This is a genomic window from Ruegeria sp. CK3 (assembly GCF_056536565.1).
Genome location: NZ_JBQFPV010000002.1, coordinates 113,521 through 130,100 on the forward strand (window position 1 = coordinate 113,521; position 16,580 = coordinate 130,100).

General features: G+C 57.4%; 17 protein-coding genes and 1 pseudogene. 12 read left to right on the forward strand and 6 right to left on the reverse strand.

Annotated elements, in window-relative coordinates; all coding sequences use genetic code 11:
- Window positions 1-145: 145 nt before the first annotated feature.
- Entirely contained in the window at window positions 146-553 is a 408-nt protein-coding gene (locus ACR0C3_RS02815) for a c-type cytochrome (protein WP_480757053.1), read from the forward strand.
- A gap of 15 nt (window positions 554-568) precedes the next feature.
- Here the strand turns inward: ACR0C3_RS02815 and ACR0C3_RS02820 are convergent, their stop codons facing one another.
- The gene (locus tag ACR0C3_RS02820; protein ID WP_480757055.1) at window positions 569-1,726 is read right to left on the reverse strand and encodes a cation:proton antiporter; all 1,158 of its coding nucleotides are present in this window, start codon (window positions 1,724-1,726) and stop codon (window positions 569-571) included.
- 199 nt (window positions 1,727-1,925) lie between these two features.
- On the opposite strand from ACR0C3_RS02820, the gene ACR0C3_RS02825 reads away from it, so the two are divergent.
- The 3 genes and pseudogenes from ACR0C3_RS02825 to ACR0C3_RS02835 form a co-directional block, all read left to right on the forward strand.
- Window positions 1,926-2,375 carry a phasin family protein gene (locus tag ACR0C3_RS02825; RefSeq protein WP_480757057.1) on the forward strand — a complete coding sequence of 150 codons (450 nt, stop codon included), beginning with the start codon at window positions 1,926-1,928 and terminating at the stop codon, window positions 2,373-2,375.
- A 57-nt stretch (window positions 2,376-2,432) separates the two neighbouring features.
- Window positions 2,433-2,840: a universal stress protein gene (locus ACR0C3_RS02830; protein ID WP_480757058.1), complete on the forward strand. Its 408-nt coding sequence runs from the start codon at window positions 2,433-2,435 to the stop codon at window positions 2,838-2,840.
- 111 nt (window positions 2,841-2,951) lie between these two features.
- Window positions 2,952-3,503 (forward strand): annotated as a pseudogene (locus ACR0C3_RS02835) (DDE-type integrase/transposase/recombinase); the annotation flags it as partial.
- Between the two features lie 119 nt (window positions 3,504-3,622).
- Here the strand turns inward: ACR0C3_RS02835 and ACR0C3_RS02840 are convergent.
- Together ACR0C3_RS02840 and ACR0C3_RS02845 are read right to left on the reverse strand one after the other, a co-directional pair.
- Window positions 3,623-3,820, reverse strand: a complete 198-nt coding sequence (locus ACR0C3_RS02840) for a glutathione S-transferase family protein (RefSeq protein ID WP_480757060.1) — start codon at window positions 3,818-3,820, stop codon at window positions 3,623-3,625.
- A 207-nt stretch (window positions 3,821-4,027) separates the two neighbouring features.
- Window positions 4,028-4,156, reverse strand: a complete 129-nt coding sequence (locus ACR0C3_RS02845) for a thioredoxin domain-containing protein (protein ID WP_480757061.1) — start codon at window positions 4,154-4,156, stop codon at window positions 4,028-4,030.
- Window positions 4,157-4,426: 270 nt separating this feature from the next.
- On the opposite strand from ACR0C3_RS02845, the gene ACR0C3_RS02850 reads away from it, so the two are divergent.
- The 4 genes from ACR0C3_RS02850 to ACR0C3_RS02865 all read left to right on the forward strand — a co-directional run bounded on the left by ACR0C3_RS02850 (window position 4,427) and on the right by ACR0C3_RS02865 (window position 8,601).
- Window positions 4,427-5,158, forward strand: coding sequence for a sulfotransferase-like domain-containing protein (locus ACR0C3_RS02850; protein ID WP_480757062.1), 732 nt, complete (start codon window positions 4,427-4,429; stop codon window positions 5,156-5,158).
- Complete coding sequence (locus ACR0C3_RS02855; protein WP_480757064.1) at window positions 5,155-6,081, forward strand: aminotransferase class IV; 927 nt, start codon at window positions 5,155-5,157, stop codon at window positions 6,079-6,081. Before ACR0C3_RS02850 ends, ACR0C3_RS02855 begins: the two co-directional genes overlap by 4 nt.
- 334 nt (window positions 6,082-6,415) lie before the next feature.
- On the forward strand, window positions 6,416-7,315 hold the full coding sequence (locus tag ACR0C3_RS02860) for an aldose epimerase family protein (protein WP_480757307.1): 900 nt from the start codon (window positions 6,416-6,418) through the stop codon (window positions 7,313-7,315).
- A gap of 2 nt (window positions 7,316-7,317) precedes the next feature.
- The gene (locus tag ACR0C3_RS02865) at window positions 7,318-8,601 is read left to right on the forward strand and encodes a cytochrome-c peroxidase (RefSeq protein WP_480757066.1); all 1,284 of its coding nucleotides are present in this window, start codon (window positions 7,318-7,320) and stop codon (window positions 8,599-8,601) included.
- Here the strand turns inward: ACR0C3_RS02865 and ACR0C3_RS02870 are convergent.
- Window positions 8,595-10,106 (reverse strand): CRTAC1 family protein, encoded by a 1,512-nt coding sequence (locus ACR0C3_RS02870; protein WP_480757067.1) that lies wholly within the window; start codon window positions 10,104-10,106, stop codon window positions 8,595-8,597. The two genes, ACR0C3_RS02865 and ACR0C3_RS02870, sit on opposite strands and share 7 nt — an antisense overlap.
- Complete coding sequence (locus tag ACR0C3_RS02875) at window positions 10,096-11,313, reverse strand: ROK family protein (protein WP_480757069.1); 1,218 nt, start codon at window positions 11,311-11,313, stop codon at window positions 10,096-10,098. Before ACR0C3_RS02875 ends, ACR0C3_RS02870 begins: the two co-directional genes overlap by 11 nt.
- A gap of 153 nt (window positions 11,314-11,466) precedes the next feature.
- Between ACR0C3_RS02875 and xylF the strand changes: the two genes are divergently transcribed.
- From xylF to xylA, 4 genes are all read left to right on the forward strand, one after another.
- Entirely contained in the window at window positions 11,467-12,486 is a 1,020-nt protein-coding gene (xylF, locus tag ACR0C3_RS02880) for a D-xylose ABC transporter substrate-binding protein (protein ID WP_480757071.1), read from the forward strand.
- Window positions 12,487-12,552: 66 nt separating this feature from the next.
- Window positions 12,553-13,851 (forward strand): sugar ABC transporter permease, encoded by a 1,299-nt coding sequence (locus ACR0C3_RS02885; RefSeq protein ID WP_170376204.1) that lies wholly within the window; start codon window positions 12,553-12,555, stop codon window positions 13,849-13,851.
- Window positions 13,851-14,648, forward strand: coding sequence for an ATP-binding cassette domain-containing protein (locus tag ACR0C3_RS02890; RefSeq protein ID WP_480671389.1), 798 nt, complete (start codon window positions 13,851-13,853; stop codon window positions 14,646-14,648). Before ACR0C3_RS02885 ends, ACR0C3_RS02890 begins: the two co-directional genes overlap by 1 nt.
- A 9-nt stretch (window positions 14,649-14,657) precedes the next feature.
- Complete coding sequence (gene xylA / locus ACR0C3_RS02895) at window positions 14,658-15,965, forward strand: xylose isomerase (RefSeq protein WP_170642307.1); 1,308 nt, start codon at window positions 14,658-14,660, stop codon at window positions 15,963-15,965.
- Window positions 15,966-16,048: 83 nt separating this feature from the next.
- Here the strand turns inward: xylA and ACR0C3_RS02900 are convergent, their stop codons facing one another.
- Window positions 16,049-16,474 carry a VOC family protein gene (locus ACR0C3_RS02900; RefSeq protein WP_480757073.1) on the reverse strand — a complete coding sequence of 142 codons (426 nt, stop codon included), beginning with the start codon at window positions 16,472-16,474 and terminating at the stop codon, window positions 16,049-16,051.
- Window positions 16,475-16,580: the final 106 nt, after the last annotated feature.

The following is a 16,580-nucleotide window of genomic DNA, read 5'->3' on the forward strand; positions in this document are numbered from 1 at the left end:
GAATGGCGTTGGCACGTGCCCAAACGCTGTTCGACCGAAACGCCAATCTTCGTGCTGAAGGGTGCAACATGAGCAAGGTCAAAGAAGTTTCTTAGGGATGCGGTTTAATAATATCTGTATCCGGGGCAGCAAATTGGAGGAGCATATGCAGATTGTTCGCGGGATTTTACTGGCGCTGTTCGTCACGGGACCTGCGCTGGCACAGGACGTCAGCGTCGATGAGGGACGGGATTTGTACCGGACGTATTGCTGGCAATGTCACGGTTTCGAAGCGATTGGAGACGGGCCGATGGCCGAAATGATGGCTATTCGAACGCCCGACCTTACCAAATTGGCGGGCCGAAACGACGGTGTGTTTCCGACAGATCGCATAGCTGAACAGATTGATGGTCGATCCCAATTGCTCGCGCATGGGGGCGAAATGCCGATCTTTGGCGCGGTGTTTGAAACAGACCAACAAATCGCGGTGGCTTTGCCCAACGGGCAACGAATGATGGTTGGCCTGCCGTTGGCGAATTTGCTCGCCTTTTTGGACTCGATCCAAGCTGACTAGCCACGGACCAATCTGCTAGTCCGTATCAGCCGTGCGTCTGATTGACATGAGAGTCAGTGGCGGCCCCAACACTTCGAAGGCCACAGTGCTAGCAAGAGTAAAGGCCATGATGGACGCGGCCCAATTCGGAAATTGCTCTCCGGCGACGAGGGCCATTCCTACCGCGACACCAGCCTGTGGCAACAAAGCGGGGCCGTACCAGCGGGTCTGATGGCGAGGCAGGCCGCCCAGTCTCGCTCCGCAATACCCTCCGACAAGACGGGCCACGGCGCGTAAGATCAGGAAAAGAGCACCAGCCCAGCCCATCAAGCCGAAGGCTTCGATATCCAACGTGGCGCCAGCCAACAGGAAGAACAGGATCATGAATGGCCACTGAATATACTCGATCTCATGAAAAGCACGGTCGTGATGGCGGGCAAGATTCCCGATCACTGCGCCTGCAACCATGCCCGCTACCAAGAAGGAAACCTCCAGCCAAAGCGCGAGGCCCGCTGTGAGAAAGACTATGCCCACTGCTTCTGCCTGCATTGGCTCTCCCGGTTTCAAGCGGCCGGTCAGGTAAGCGGATGGCACGCCCAGTGCGGTACCCAACAAAATAGCCCCTCCGAAATCCCACATCGCTGTGGTCGTGACGGTTGCCCAGCCATCCGAATGACCGGCTAGGACCAGGGTGATACTGAATACGATCAGACCCCAAGCGTCATCAATTGCGACGACGCCCTTTAATGTCTCAGTGAAGCTGTTGGACACCCCAGATTGCTTGATCACGTCTGTCATGGCGGCCGGAGCTGTAGCTGTAGCAATTGCCGCCAGCACCAATGCCAGCCCGAAGGGTACGCCGATTGCGGTCAATCCAGCAGACACGATAACAAGAGTTGCAATCACGATTGAAATCGAAATCGTCAGAATGGCTCGGCCGTGCCGAACCAGGTTCTCGCGGGTCAAAGATCCTCCAAGAAGGAACGCGACCATCGTCAAGGCCACAATGGAGATCTCGTCGAACCACATTGCAACGTCGAGTGGGATCAACCCCATTCCGGCGTTCCCTGCGATCAGACCGAGGAAAAGTAAGGTTGTAACACGAGGAAGATGCGTGGCCCGGCCAAATTGGTCCGCCGCCAATCCGGCAAGAAAGAGGACACCAAGGGTAATCAGAAAGCCGGCAATGTGCATAGAAAACCAAGCGTTTAGTTCTTGTCTAGACTACTCTAACTCCAACCCTGCCTTCTAGGAACCGATGTCGGAGAGAATGCGATTGTCTCGCCGCTGCTTAAGCCGAATACCCGAAAATAAGGGATATTGATCTGTATTAAGGCGACGGCGCGCCGCGAATGGCACAATAGCTCATTCAGGAAATGAGGAGGAACTTTCGATGCCGACAAAGAAAACTAACACAAACAACCCGACCTCACTGTTGGATGTTTTCAAGCAAATGCAGCCACCCATGTCTGGCAATCCGGCCTTCGGAGCCCAGATCGAACAATTTTGGGACGCGCAAGAAAAATTGCTCGAAGAAACAGAGGCCTTTGCACAGCATTGGTTCGAACGGCGTCATGAGGCGGTTCGGACGGCTTTGCAAGCTGCACGCAATGTATCTTCGGCGAACCCGTCCGATCCATCGAAAGCCTTTCAAAGCATGGCGGAATGGCAGCGCCATTCGGCTGAGCGTTTGGTTGCTGACGCGCAGGAATGGTTCGAAACCGTGTCCCGTTGTGCATCTTATGTCGCTGAAACCGAAGCTGAAGCTGTCGAGAAAACAGTTGGTGATGTTGCTGCCGCCACAAAGAGTGCGGGGAAGTCTTCAAAGTCTGAGCCTGTGTAGGGTTCCTGGTGCCGAATTACCAAACTGAAATCATCTGAGCAGTAGATAGGAGGTCAAATGTACAAGAATATCCTGATCCCGGTTGCTCTGGACAAAGAACACGACACTCAAGCGTCGTTTGAGGCCGCGCGCCAATTGGCTGATGCCGACGCTGTTTTCACCGTTGTGCACGTCCAAGAACCTATTCCGGCATATGTAGGGTCTCAGATTCCAAGCGAAGTGCTTGCAAACACGCGGCATGAGATACTCGAGAGCCTGCATCAGACTGCCTCTGAAATTTCAGACGCGAAGGTACAGCTCATCTCTGGGCACGCGGGTAGGGCGATCGTCGACTTCGCAAATCAGAACGACGTTGATTGCATCGTCTTAGCGTCGCACAAGCCAGGATTCGAGGACATATTTCTAGGTTCCACTGCGAACAGAGTCGTGCATCATGCCAAGTGTTCGGTTCACGTAATTCGGTGATCCAAAGCTCGCGATGCGAGATATTTATGGAATGGCCCTTTCTTGCTGACTCAAAATAAAGGTCTTGTCAGAGGAACTTGTCTTGAGTCGGGTCGGGGGCTTTCGTTGCCTCTGCTCGTGAAAAGACGAGTTACCTTCAAGTGCTTTAAAACCAGCTCAGAGATCAATCGCTTGGCGGTGATGTTATGCGTTTGGTTTCCTCTGTCGCTTCTAAATGTGAGAGACCTGATGCATAAGCATGGCATCGAAGTCAGCCACAAGACCGTGCGGTAGTGGCGGAACTGGTTTAGCCCGATTTTCGCATTAGAAATTCGGATAAAACGGATCCAGCAGTTGCGGGCATACCCAAAATTGAAATGGCATGTCGACGAAGTGTTTGTTGAGATCAATGGAAAGCGGCTAGACCTGCGGAGTGTCGTTGATCACGAAGGAGAGGTGTTCGAAGCTGTCGTTACCAATCGCTGAAACAAGCAGGCAGCATTGAAATTCCTCAAGAAATTTAAGAAGCGCTTTGTTGTTGCGGAAAATATGGTCACGGTTTCTTTCGTATCATATCGGGCTGCTCTTAGAGAACTTGGTGCCGAGGGAAAACAACAAACGGGCAGTTGGCTCCACAACCGCGTTGAGAATTCGCACCTTCCTTACCGACGACGACAATCCGCTTGCCGTTACTTAAACTTGTCAATTTGCGTCGGGTTGGTTCTCCGGGCGCGCCTGATCAAAAGCGGCAAGGGACAGTGCGTGTTTTTCGATCTCGAGCAGTCGCGGAAAGTGTGTCATGTTCACCCCCCCCAGCGATGCGCGTCATAGAGCTGGGGGACAAGGCAGATATCGGCGAGGGTTGGGGTGTCTGTGAAACTGAAACGGGTGTTTTGCGGCAACAGCGCCTGGTAGGCGGCAAACCCTTCGGTCATCCAGTGGTGGAACCAATCGGTTTGTCCGGCAGAGTCCATTCCCATTTGAGATTTGGGGTAAGTCATGACCCTCAGGTTGTTCACCGGGTGGATGTCCATCGCGATGGCGTGCGCGGCGGCCTGGACGCGCGCGCGCAGCTGAGGGTGGGTTGGAAGTAAACTAGGTTCTGGCGCGATGACCTCCAGATAGTCGATGATTGCCAGCGATTGAGTCAGGGTCGTGCCGTCCTCAAGAACCAGAGTTGGAACACCCTTGCCGGGATTGAGCGTGGTTTAACCGGGTTCGCCTTGCTCTCCGGTGACCAGATCGACCGGGCAGTAAACGTAGCTGAGGCCCATGAGGTTCAAGGCGATGCGAACCCGGTACGAAGTCGTTGAGCGCCAGTAGGAATAGAGTTTCACGATATCATCCCGTCGTTGATGTAACATTGTTTCATTCGCAGCTAAATTCAACCTGAAAACATGCGACGTGAAACTGGTGTTTGCTTGAGGCCGATTTCAGGGTCCCTCCGAACTCTCGATGTTGACAAGATCGGGGTGTTGCTATGACAAGCAGAAGGGGTGTGCGTGAACTTGAAGTTGTGTCCTTATGTGACCGTAGCGCATACTAAAACTTCGTGCAGCGGCACGCCTACTATACCATCTGTCAACCCGATTGAGGGGTCTTAAGAAATGAACATAGCCTGCTGGTCTGGCCCCAGAAATCTGTCTACTGCCATGATGTATGCCTTTGGCGCGCGCGCCGATTGCGCCGTCTGGGATGAGCCGTTCTACGCGGCCTATCTGGCCGACACCGGGCTGGATCACCCGATGGGCGAGGAGATCGTTGCTGCCGGCGAAACCGACCCCATTCAAGTCGGTCAGGGTTGCGCAGCGCAGCCGCCCGAAGGCAAAGCGCATATCTACCAGAAACACATGACACAGCACATGGTTTGGGGCTTGGATCAGCCCTGGATGGATGGGTTGAAACATATCTTTCTGATCCGCCACCCCGCGCGCGTGCTGGCTAGCTATGCCGCAAAACGCGAAAACCCGACGCTTGAGGATATTGGTTTTGTGCAACAGGCCGAGATCTACAATCTTATCTGCGCTCGAACCGGGGCAGGGGTGATCGTCGACAGCTATGACATTCGTCAGGCGCCCGAACGGATGTTGCGGAAACTATGTTCGGCAATTGATCTGCCCTTTGACCCGGCCATGTTGTCTTGGCCTGCGGGCGGCCATCCCTCGGACGGCGTGTGGGCCAGCCACTGGTACGGGGCCGTACATGCCTCAACCGGTTTTGCGGGCGCTGAGGGGGCGCTCCCGACCTTGCCGCCCGCGCTTCAATCCATATGCGACGCGGCGATGCCTTATTATGAGCGGCTCAGGTCGGATGCACTTGTTCTGGAAGGTGATGCATGACAACCGAACTCTCAACCCATGACGCGGAATACGATGCCCGCAACGAGGACCTGAAAATCTGGGTCGATGGCGTGCTGGTTCACAAGGATGAAGCCAAGGTCTCGGTCTATGATTCCGGCTTCATGCTGGGCGACGGCATGTGGGAAGGGCTGCGGCTCTATGATGGATGCTGGGCCTTTTTTGACGAACACATGGATCGGCTGTTTGACAGCTGCAAGGCCGTGTCTCTGGACATCGGCAAAACGCGTGAGGATATTCGCGAGATTCTGGACGCTACCGCCGCCGCCAATGGCGCGACAACCGATGCTCACGCGCGGCTGATGATCACGCGCGGTCGGAAGGCCAAGCCGTTTCAGCATCCCAAGCTGTCGCGCTGGGGGCCGACGATTGTGGCCATCGTCGAACACTCCAAACCCGCTGAAGCGCTTACCGCGCGGGGGATACGTCTGGCGACCGTGCCACAGGTACGGGGGTTGCCGACCAGCCAGGACGCGAAGTTCAACAGCCACTCCAAACTGAACTGTGTCATCGCCTGTTTGCAGGCTGAACAGGCAGGCGCGGATGAGGGGCTAATGCTGGATCCGCATGGCTTTGTGAACACCACCAACGCCTGCAATTTCTTTATCGTGCGCAAGGGCGAGGTTTGGACCTCGACCGGGGACTACTGCATGAACGGGGTGACGCGGCAGAAGGTGATCGACCTGTGCCGCGCCAATGACATACCGGTTTTCGAAAAGAACTACTCACTCTACGAGACCTACGGTGCGGATGAGGTGTTTCTAACCGGCACCTTCGGCGCGCAAACCCCAGTGGCCGAGATCGACGGCAAACAGATCGGAGAGGGCAAGGCTGGTCCGATGACACTGCGGATTCGCGCGCTCTACAAGGAACTGGTCGCCCGGAACGTGGCCGCGCAAACGTGATTCTTGGCCAACCAGCGGGGTCGTGATCGCGCTGTTTGGGGTGCCCTGCCTCAAGGAAAGTAAGTGCCATTTAGTGCGGATAAAAAGCAATTTTCATCTGGTCTAGGCGTTCAACAATACCTATGATAGCGCTAACTTTGAGGCGCGAGCAGCCGCCATTCAGACGTAAACGCTAAGGCATCCGCCGCCTTGGGTGGAGTTTGGACCTGTTCGGCGGTCATATGAGCGCAGTAACTTGGGTCGGTCTTCAAGTTTGCCTTTGGATAGGACCGGAGTTGTCGCGACACTGCGCGACCCGCTGGGGAAAAGGGGAGGCGATTTGCAGTTTGAACAGGTGCGGTTGCAAGACAAAGACATGTCCGTCAGCCTCCTTAACTATGGCGCGATCACCCAAGGGTGGTGGATAGACGATACGCCGTTGATCCTCGGCTATGGCGATCCTCAGGCCTATCTGAACGATCCCTTTTATCATGGGGCAATTGTCGGGCGGGTGGCGAACCGGATAAAGGGTGCAGGCTTCGATCTTGCAGGCACGCGATACCGGCTGGACCCGAACGAGGGCGCCAACACACTGCATGGCGGGGCCGAGGGCCTGTCCCGCCAAATCTGGACACTGCAGCAGCTTTCGGATCGTGAGGCGGTGATGAGTTACCTTTCCCCCGATGGCGAAGGCGGCTTTCCGGGCGAGGTCAGGTTCGAGCTGCACGTATCGCTCCGTTTTCCCAATCTGACCTATACCATTACAGCCCAGCCGGACCGGCCAACGCCGATCAGCATTGCGCAGCATAACTACTATACGCTTGGCAGTTCTGCGGGCGTTGAAGATTTCACCCTGAAGGTGAATGCCGGGCATGTGCTGGAGACGGATGCGCAGGGTGTGCCGACCGGCAACCTGCAAGACGTACAAAACACGGCTCTGGATTTCAGGTCGCCGGGCCGCCCGGGTAAAAACGTCGATCATTTCTACGTGCTAAACAGCGACCGCGACGCGCAGCAGCCAATCGTCACGATTGACGCCGCAAATGGGCTTGGAGTGCGTGTATTCTCTAATCAGACCGGGGCGCAGGTCTATACTGCTGGTTCGCTCAGGGCACCGTTTCACGCGGGCGCTGGTCTTTGTATTGAGCCATCAGGCTATCCCAACGCGCCCAACATCAACGCGTTCCCCAGCATGGTTTTTTCACCTGAGCAGCCCTATCATCAGACACTTACACTCAAACTCACAGGGACCTAGGCATGAGGGTAGTTTCGGCGATTGGAATGATGGGATTGGCCTCGGCCGCGCAGGCGCTAGAGCTTGGCCCGCCCCCCGAATTCGCGGAACCCGATCTGGCCGTTGTCGAGCTGGGGCAGTTGCTGTTTTACGATCCGATCCTGTCGGGAAATCGCAACATCAGCTGCGGGTCGTGTCACCATCCGCGTCTGGGCACGTCCGACGGGTTGTCGCTGGGCGTGGGTGAGGGCGGTATCGGGCTGGGCGTGACGCGTGCGTTGGACCCCGAAAACCGCCCGGAACAGCGCATTCCCCGCAACTCTCCGGCCTTGTGGAACCTCGGCGCGGAGGAATTCACGGTCTTCTTCCATGACGGGCGGCTTGAGGCCGACCCAAGCCGCCCCAATGGCATCCGCACTCCGCTGGGAACCCATATGCGGCCGGGGTTCAAATCCGCCCTCGCGGCGCAGGCTATGTTTCCAGTGCTGTCGCCGGACGAAATGGCCGGGCACTTCTCCGAAAATGAAATCAGCAAAGCGGTGCGTCTGGGTCTGCTGACGCAAGAGGGCGGGGCCTGGGACCTGATCGCCGCGCGTGTCGCAGCCATTCCCGAATATCAAACGCGGTTCGAAGACGTTCTGCCGGGGGAGGAGATCACCTTCACGACGATTGCCAACGTCATAGCCGATTTCATCGCCTTCGAATGGCGGGCCGACAACAGCCTTTTTGATCAGGCGATGCGCGGAGAAGCCGAGCTTCCGCCTGAGGCACAGGCCGGGTTGGATCTGTTTTATGGCGAGGCTGGGTGTAGTTCCTGCCATTCGGGATGGCTCCAGACGGATCATGGGTTCCACGCCATCGCGATGCCTCAGATCGGGCCGGGCAAAGGTGCGCGGTTCGAAAGTCACTCGCGCGACGATGGTCGCATGCGGGTGACCGGTGAGGCCGACGACGCGTTTGCCTTCCGTACACCGTCGCTGCGCAATGTGACCCTGACCGCCCCTTATGGCCACAGCGGAGCCTATGCCGAGTTGGAGGATATGGTGCGCCACCACCTTGATCCCGTGGGGTCGTTGCAGCGGTATTCGCTGGAACAAGCACGTCTGCCCGCGTTTCCGGGTGCAGATGATCAGAGGGCTTTAGGCGAAACGACCGAAGCCATCGCTGCAGCCAATAGCCTGGATCCGGTTGCGTTAAGCGATGATGAGGTTAACGCGATCCTCAGTTTTCTGAACACCCTTGAAGACCCGGCCCTAAGGCTTGGTGTTCCCAAAACCGTTCCCAGCGGGCTGCCTGTGGATCAGTGATGGAGGCGGATGATCTGGTTGGCGTCATACGCCTGCCAGTCGCTTGTGGAGCCATCCGGCCAGATCATCCGCAGCTCGACTGCCTCAGCCGGTCCCAATCCGAAATGATGCAGGCCTGAAATCCCCCCAGCATGGCCGCCGCCAATGGTGATTTCGCGGGTCTGTATGCCGGAGGGCGTTCGCATCTCGATAAACCCGCCCACCGCAGCACGGTTGGAGGTGTTCTGAGAGACATCGACCAACACCCAATTTCCGGCGTTGCTTGTATTCTGGTGAACCTCCAGCGGCGCGCCCCGGTTGACGACCACAAGATCCAAGTGGCCATCATTGTTCAGATCGACCAAAGCGCCGCCGCGCGACTTGGCCATCGAAGCCACACCCGCCTCGGCAGCGGCTTCGACAAAGGAGCCATCAGGCTGTTGCAGCATCAGGTTGTTCGGGTCGTTCAAGGCCGCGACAGGCATCTGTTCAACATTCCCTTTTGTCACGAAAATATCGTCCAGCCCGTCGTTGTTGGCGTCTCCGAATTGAGCATGCCATCCGGTCGAAGGTCGCCCATCGCCGCCGACATGCGGTCTGTGCGCGGTGGTGCCTTTCTCATAGGTCGCATCGCGCCAGGTGGGGCTGTCCTCGGAGGAATCAAACACCTGAAACTTCTGGTCGCCCATTGACGTCAGATAGACATCGGAGAACCCGTCCCCTGTGAGATCGCGGGAGGCGATCCCCATTCCCCAGATCGAATAGGGCAGCCATCCGTCGTCCTCGGTGTACAGCCGCGGTTCAGCCTCCATCGCCCAGAGTTGCTCCTGCCCGCCGCGCACGTAGTAGTGGCGATCATTGCTGACCCGCAGGTCTGCCCGACCCGTGCGCGCCCAGTCGGAAAACAGGATCGACAATGAACAATAGCCCGGTTCAAGTGGCACCGGCGCGCCGAAACCTGATCCTTCGGGACGATAGAGGAGCGTCGGACCGCATGTCTCGAACGGACCCTCGGGGTCATAGCGGTCGACATAGGTGCCGAAGGCCAGCGTTGGCAGCGTCTCGCCGTCCTCCCACGTGGCCGAGAAACCAGTGGTCCAATGATCATCTGATTGAAAGTTCAGATCGGAAAAGCGCGTAAACTGGCAGTCGGGCTGGCCCTTCAACAAAAGGTCCTCACCGACCCTCAGAACCGCCAGATCCTGAAAGCCGTCGCCGTCGATATCCAGTGGATAGGCCCCGGTAACACCGGTCAGGGACAGGGCCTCTGGCGTGCCGACGCGGAAAGACAGGTCGCCGTCCGAGGCGTTGCGGAACAGTTGTGACGGGTTTGACCCGCCCGCGGCGAAGAGGTCGGGCAGGCTGTCGCCGTTGCAGTCGAACACCGCAACGCCTCCGCCGACGAAATGTTCCCAACCGCCGTCATAGACATGTGCGGCAACCTCGATCTGCTGAAAGCTTGGTATGGGCTGATCGGCCGCAACAACTGTGGCGCTTGCAAGGAGGAGGGCGCACTCACGATACATGGGCCGGCATCTCGCGTATCTTCAAGGTTGAGACCTGTTCGATGGCATAGGCGATGGCGCCTTTGGCCCACATGGTGTCATCCCACTGGTTGACCTTGATGTCGGGCAGGGGGGCATCGACGTGGACGACCCCCTTACGTATCCGCTCCATTACGTTGTCGGAATAGAGGTGCTGAAAGCTGACCTGACTGCCCGAGATGATGATACATTCGGGATCGAACAGATTGATCAGGTTCGAAACGCCCATTCCGAATACCTGCCCCGCCCGATCCAGCACGGACAAGGCATGTTGATCACCGGACTGCGCGTTGTCATGCAGATCGGCAATGGTGATCTGGTCGTGATCCTGACCGGCAACCGAAGCCTCTCGGATCAGGGCATATTCTCCGACATAGGCTTCAAGACACCCGCGCTGGCCACATTGGCAGAGCGCGCCATCCAGTTGCACCTTGGTATGTCCAAATTCAGCACCGCACCCGCGCTCGCCCCGGTAGAGCTTGCCGCCCAACACGATCCCTAGGCCGACGCCGTGTTCTATCGTAATGACAAGGAAGTTCCGCAAACCTTTGCCGAGTCCGAACAATTGTTCCGCCTTTGCAACGAGATTGGCGTCGTTTTCAATGAAGACTGGGCAATCAACCTCTTGCTGCAGAAGCGGGCCAAGGGGCACGTTCCGTTCCGAGATCGAGGAGGACCAATGGACAAAGTTATGCTCGGCATCAATCAGGCCCGCGATCCCGATCGAGACCCCCGAGATATCCGACATTGAAACGGACGCAGCCGCGCAGGCGCTTTCCAGCGCTTTTCGGATGGTTCGGGCAAAGTCGAGCGGGGTCATGCAGGCTTCGACCAGCGGGTATTTGATCGACGCAATCTCGAGCCCTTCGAAATCTGCGATCAGAACCGAGACATAGTGGCGTGTGACTTTGAACCCCGCGATCAGCAATGATCCACCGTTCAATTTAAGTAAAACACGGGGCCGCCCGCGTCGTGGGGACCCGGACTGAGGGTCGCCTTCAACCTCGTGGATCAGGCCCGCAGACAACAGGTCTGCCGTTGCGGTGGTGACGGTGGCGGGGCTGGTCTGCAAAGCACCCGCAATATCAATGCGCGAGATCGCCCCCTTGCGGCGGATATGCTCCAGCACGCGCAGCCGCGTTACGTTCCGCTGCTCGGTAGAGATAGAAGAGGCTTTGTTTTTCAGCATCTTGCCCTCGCGAATCCCGTCTTGGCATTCACCTTAGTCAGATTCTTATGTTAGCGATAGCATAAATATTTTGCCGACTGAAATAAATGTGCTACTCAAGTAGGTGAAGTCCTCGAATCACTTCGAAGGGACTCGAACAACCGGGAGGAAAGCATGAAGAAATTCCTAAGCATTTCAGTTGCGGCTGCTCTGATGAGCACGGCTGCCTTTGCTGAAACCGTCGTTGGCGTCAGCTGGTCGAACTTTCAGGAAGAGCGTTGGAAGACTGACGAAGCCGCGATCAAATCCGCGCTTGAAGCGGGTGGGGCCGAGTATATCTCTGCCGACGCGCAGTCGTCTTCTGCCAAGCAGCTGGCGGACATTGAAAGCCTGATCGCACAGGGCGTGGACGCGCTGATCATCCTCGCGCAAGACTCGCAGGCGATTGGCCCGGCTGTTCAGGCCGCCGCGGACGAGGGCATCCCGGTTATCGCATATGACCGCCTGATCGAAGATGACCGTGCATTCTACCTGACCTTCGACAACGTCGAAGTCGGCCGCATGCAGGCCCGCGCGGTGTTCGAAGCTATGCCCAAGGGCAACTACGTCATGATCAAGGGCTCTCCGACTGACCCGAACGCAGACTTCCTGCGTGGCGGTCAGCAAGAGATCATTCAGGCCGCTGTCGATAGTGGTGATGTTGTGATCGTCGGCGAAGCCTACACCGATGGCTGGCTACCCGCGAACGCACAGCGCAACATGGAGCAGATCCTGACGGCGAACGAAAACAACGTGGACGCCGTGGTTGCCTCGAATGACGGTACGGCCGGTGGTGTTGTTGCTGCGCTGACGGCGCAAGGCATGGAAGGTATCCCCGTCTCGGGTCAGGACGGTGACCATGCGGCGCTTAACCGCGTCGCGCTGGGCACTCAAACCGTATCCGTCTGGAAAGACGCGCGTGAACTGGGCAAAGCCGCAGGCGAGATCGCAGTCGCGCTGAGCAGTGGCACTGCTGCAGGAGATGTTGAAGGCGCGGTCAGCTGGACGTCGCCCGGTGGCACCGAGATGACTTCGGTCTTCCTGGCACCGGTTCCGATCACAAAAGACAACCTCTCGGTTGTTGTGGACGCAGGCTGGATTCCGCTGGAAGACCTGTGCCAGGGCGTGGAAAACGGCCCAGCCCCCTGTAACTAAACTACTATAATTCCCGGCCTGCGTAGGCGGGCCGGGATCCAAATCGCTGAACATGAAAGATCGGATATGACCGAAACTTCGTCTCAGCCGGTACCCCAGAAAAGCAAGCAAAACTTGTTCCAGCAGCTTGAGCTGGATATGCGGCTATTGGGTATGATCGGCGCGTTTATCATCCTTTGCATCGGGTTCAATATCGTCACGGATGGGCGTTTCCTGACCCCGCGCAACCTGTTCAACCTGTCCATTCAGACCGTGTCGGTTGCGATCATGGCCTGTGGCATGGTGTTCATCATCGTGATGCGCCACATCGACCTGTCTGTCGGCGCTTTGCTGGCGACGACATCCGCCGTAATGGCCATGACCCAGACCGAGCTGTTGCCGAACATGCTGGGCATGGGCCTGAACAACCCGGCCACATGGGCGATCACTCTGGTCGTTGGGCTTGCGGTTGGAACCCTGATCGGGGCCTTTCAAGGCTGGATGATCGGGTACCTGACAATTCCCGCCTTCATCGTGACCCTCGGTGGGTTTCTGGTTTGGCGCAACGTCGCCTGGTACATGACCGATGGCCAGACCATTGGCCCGCTGGATAGCACATTCCTGATGTTCGGCGGCACCAACGGAACGCTTGGCACCACGGCCAGCCTTTTGTTCGGCCTTGCCGCCACAGCCGCAGCGATCTGGGCGCTCTGGAGTGCGCGTCGGTCCAAGGCCGCACATGGTTTCCCGGTCAAACCCGTCTGGGCTGAAACAACGCTGGCCGGGATCATCGGCATCGCGATCATGGGCTATGTCTTCATCGTCAACAGCTACGCCATTCCTACCCGCCGGCTCGAGCGTATGTTCGAAGCGCGTGGTGAGATCATGCCTGAGGGTCTGGTCGTCGGCTACGGCATCCCGATTTCGGTTTTGATCCTGATCCTGGTAGCTGTCACGTTGACAGTCGTGGCCCGCAAGACCCGGTTCGGCCGCTATATCTTTGCAACTGGCGGCAATCCCGACGCGGCGGAGCTTTCTGGCATCAACACGCGCATGATGACCGTTAAGATCTTTGCCTTGATGGGCTTCCTGTGCGCACTGTCCGCTGTTGTGGCTTCGGCCCGTCTGGCCAACCACTCGAACGACATTGGTACGCTGGATGAGCTTCGTGTTATTGCTGCGGCCGTCATCGGTGGGACAGCCCTGTCCGGTGGTCTGGGGACGATCTATGGTGCGATCCTGGGGGCCCTGATCATGCAGGCGCTGCAATCGGGGATGGCGATGGTCGGTGTGGATGCACCGTTCCAGAACATCGTCGTCGGTGCTGTGCTCGTCCTGGCTGTCTATATCGACATCGTCTATCGCAAACGTTTGGGAGCGAAATGATGCAAGCTGAAGAAACGCAGAGAACAAATTCGGGTCGCGGCTCTGGCAAGCCGCCTCTGGTCGAAATGAACGATATCTCGATTTCCTTCGGGGGCATCAAGGCGGTGGATCACGTGTCGGTCGACCTCTACCCCGGCGAAGTTGTGGGCTTGCTGGGCCACAACGGGGCAGGGAAGTCCACGCTGATCAAGGTCCTGTCTGGCGCCTATCAGATGGACAGCGGCGAGATCCGGATCGACGGTGAAAAGGTCGAGATCAACAACCCTCGGGACGCGCGGGCCAACAATATCGAGACAATTTATCAGACGCTCGCTTTGGCCGACAACCTCGACGCCAGCTCGAACCTGTTTCTCGGGCGCGAGATGGTGACACCAATGGGCTTGGTCAACGATGCCGCGATGGAGGCCGAGTGCCGCAAGATCATGGGTCAGCTGAACCCGAACTTCCAGAAGTTCAATGACCCGGTCTCGGCCCTGTCTGGCGGTCAGCGCCAGTCGGTGGCGATTGCCAGGGCGGTGTATTTCAACGCGCGCATCCTGATCATGGACGAACCCACAGCCGCATTGGGCCCGCATGAGACCCAGATGGTTGCGGAACTGATCCAGAAGCTCAAGGCGCAGGGGATCGGGATTTTCCTGATCGACCATGATGTGCATGCTGTGATGGAACTGTGCGATCGGGCTTCGGTCATGAAGAACGGTCAATTGGTCGGAACCGTCGACATCCCCGATGTCACCGATGATGACCTGCTGTCGATGATCATTCTGGGCAAAAAGCCTGGCGAAAAGACTGAGTGAGGGAAGACAATGGCGAGTGGTTTCTTTCAAGAGATCGAAAAGATCCGGTACGAGGGCGAAGACAGCAAGAACCCGCTCGCCTTCCGTCACTACGATCCGGATGAAGTCATCATGGGCAAACGCATGGAGGATCACCTGCGTTTCGCCGTCGCGTGGTGGCACTCGTTCGCCTGGGAAGGCGGCGATCCGTTTGGCGGCCCAACGCTTGAGCGTCCCTGGCATCCGCAGGACGATATGGGCCGTGCCAAAATGAAAGCCGACATCGCGTTCGAGATGTTCGATATTCTCGGGCAGCCCTATTTCTGCTGGCACGATGCGGATATCCGACCCGAACAGGGCAACTATGCGGATAACCTGAGAACTCTGGAAGAGATCACCGACTATATCGGTGAGAAGATGCAGGTCTCGGGCACAAAGCTGCTTTGGGGGACCGCCAATATGTTCAGCCATCGCCGCTGGATGGGTGGTGCCAGCACGAACCCTGATCCGGACGTGTTTGCCTTTGCTGCCGCCACAGTGAAATCCTGCATCGACGCGACCCACAAGCTGGGGGGGGAGAACTACGTCCTATGGGGCGGGCGTGAAGGCTATGAGACGTTGCTCAACACCGATATGGGGGCTGAGCTTGATCACATGGGCCGGTTCCTGAACATGGTGGTCGAGTACAAGCACAAGATCGGCTTCAAGGGCGCCATTCTGGTCGAACCCAAGCCGCAGGAACCGTCCAAGCATCAGTACGACTACGACGCCGCCACTTGCATCGGCTTCCTTCGCAAGTACGGCCTTGAGGACGAAGTCAAGCTGAACCTCGAACAGGGGCACGCCATTCTGGCCGGTCACAGCTTTGAGCATGAGATCGCAACTGCGACGACTGAAGGCATGCTGGGTTCCATCGACATGAACCGCAATGACTATCAGTCGGGTTGGGATACGGACCAATTTCCCAATAACACGCCCGAGGTTGCCTTGGCCTACTATCATATCCTCAAGGCCGGAGGCTTCACCACAGGCGGGACCAATTTCGACGCGAAAATCCGCCGTCAGTCGATCGACGCCGAGGATCTGATCGCCGCGCATGTGGGCGGTATGGATATCTGCGCGCGCGGTTTGAAAGCGGCTGCCGCCATGATCGAAGATGGCGGGCTAGAGGCCGCGCTGGAGGACAGATACGCGGGCTGGTCGACGGAAGCCGCACAATCCATGCTGTCCTCTGGTCTGGATGAGATCACGGCCCGCGTCTTGGCCGAGGATATCAACCCGCAGCCTCGCTCTGGTCGGCAGGAAATTCTCGAGAACTACGTCAACCGGTTCGTCTGAACCGTTTCGTTTGGGCGGACTTCCCGACCAACAACTCTTTCAAAGGCCCGCTGCACGATCTAAGTGCGCGGGCCTCTTTGTGGTTATTCGCTCTGAACGACCTGTTGATGAACCTCGATCACATTGCCTTCTGGGTCTTGAAAGAAGACCTGATGCCATTCTTTCGCGAAGGTGGTGCCATAGTCGGAATAAGGGATGCCGCGTTTGTCTAGTAGCTTCAGGAATGCAGGCAGGTCATCGGTACGAAAGGCAATATGGCCGCGTTCCACCGGGTTGATCACTTGCCCGTTCTTGAAGGCGACGTCAAAGGCACGCTCGGCCAGATGCATCTGCATATGGCCCTCAGTCGCAAAGCGGATCTTGCCGTCATAACCGCTGTCCTCATTGGCCTCGGTCCTTGGGAAATTGTCTTGAGGGATATTATCCAGCCCCAGCACGTTGGTGTAGAAATCGTGCATGCGATCAACATCATCGGCGACGAAGTTGATGTGGTGGAATTCCAGTTTCATGCTCTGCCCTTGCCCTGAACCTTCGGTGTCTTGTGACCTCTAGCATGTCGGTTGGTTTCTGTGGATGACAAATTGGCAAGGCGACCCCTTTGCGCGGGGTCGCCCG

What these genes read in the sequence shown, in the direction of transcription:
- ACR0C3_RS02815 (WP_480757053.1), top strand. Translation starts at nt 146, where the DNA reads ATGCAGATTGTTCGCGGGATTTTACTGGCGCTGTTCGTCACGGGACCT.
- ACR0C3_RS02820 (WP_480757055.1), bottom strand. Translation starts at nt 1,726, where the DNA reads ATGCACATTGCCGGCTTTCTGATTACCCTTGGTGTCCTCTTTCTTGCC.
- ACR0C3_RS02825 (WP_480757057.1), top strand. Translation starts at nt 1,926, where the DNA reads ATGCCGACAAAGAAAACTAACACAAACAACCCGACCTCACTGTTGGAT.
- ACR0C3_RS02830 (WP_480757058.1), top strand. Translation starts at nt 2,433, where the DNA reads ATGTACAAGAATATCCTGATCCCGGTTGCTCTGGACAAAGAACACGAC.
- ACR0C3_RS02840 (WP_480757060.1), bottom strand. Translation starts at nt 3,820, where the DNA reads ATGACTTACCCCAAATCTCAAATGGGAATGGACTCTGCCGGACAAACC.
- ACR0C3_RS02850 (WP_480757062.1), top strand. Translation starts at nt 4,427, where the DNA reads ATGAACATAGCCTGCTGGTCTGGCCCCAGAAATCTGTCTACTGCCATG.
- ACR0C3_RS02855 (WP_480757064.1), top strand. Translation starts at nt 5,155, where the DNA reads ATGACAACCGAACTCTCAACCCATGACGCGGAATACGATGCCCGCAAC.
- ACR0C3_RS02865 (WP_480757066.1), top strand. Translation starts at nt 7,318, where the DNA reads ATGAGGGTAGTTTCGGCGATTGGAATGATGGGATTGGCCTCGGCCGCG.
- ACR0C3_RS02870 (WP_480757067.1), bottom strand. Translation starts at nt 10,106, where the DNA reads ATGTATCGTGAGTGCGCCCTCCTCCTTGCAAGCGCCACAGTTGTTGCG.
- ACR0C3_RS02875 (WP_480757069.1), bottom strand. Translation starts at nt 11,313, where the DNA reads ATGCTGAAAAACAAAGCCTCTTCTATCTCTACCGAGCAGCGGAACGTA.
- xylF (WP_480757071.1), top strand. Translation starts at nt 11,467, where the DNA reads ATGAAGAAATTCCTAAGCATTTCAGTTGCGGCTGCTCTGATGAGCACG.
- ACR0C3_RS02885 (WP_170376204.1), top strand. Translation starts at nt 12,553, where the DNA reads ATGACCGAAACTTCGTCTCAGCCGGTACCCCAGAAAAGCAAGCAAAAC.
- ACR0C3_RS02890 (WP_480671389.1), top strand. Translation starts at nt 13,851, where the DNA reads ATGCAAGCTGAAGAAACGCAGAGAACAAATTCGGGTCGCGGCTCTGGC.
- xylA (WP_170642307.1), top strand. Translation starts at nt 14,658, where the DNA reads ATGGCGAGTGGTTTCTTTCAAGAGATCGAAAAGATCCGGTACGAGGGC.
- ACR0C3_RS02900 (WP_480757073.1), bottom strand. Translation starts at nt 16,474, where the DNA reads ATGAAACTGGAATTCCACCACATCAACTTCGTCGCCGATGATGTTGAT.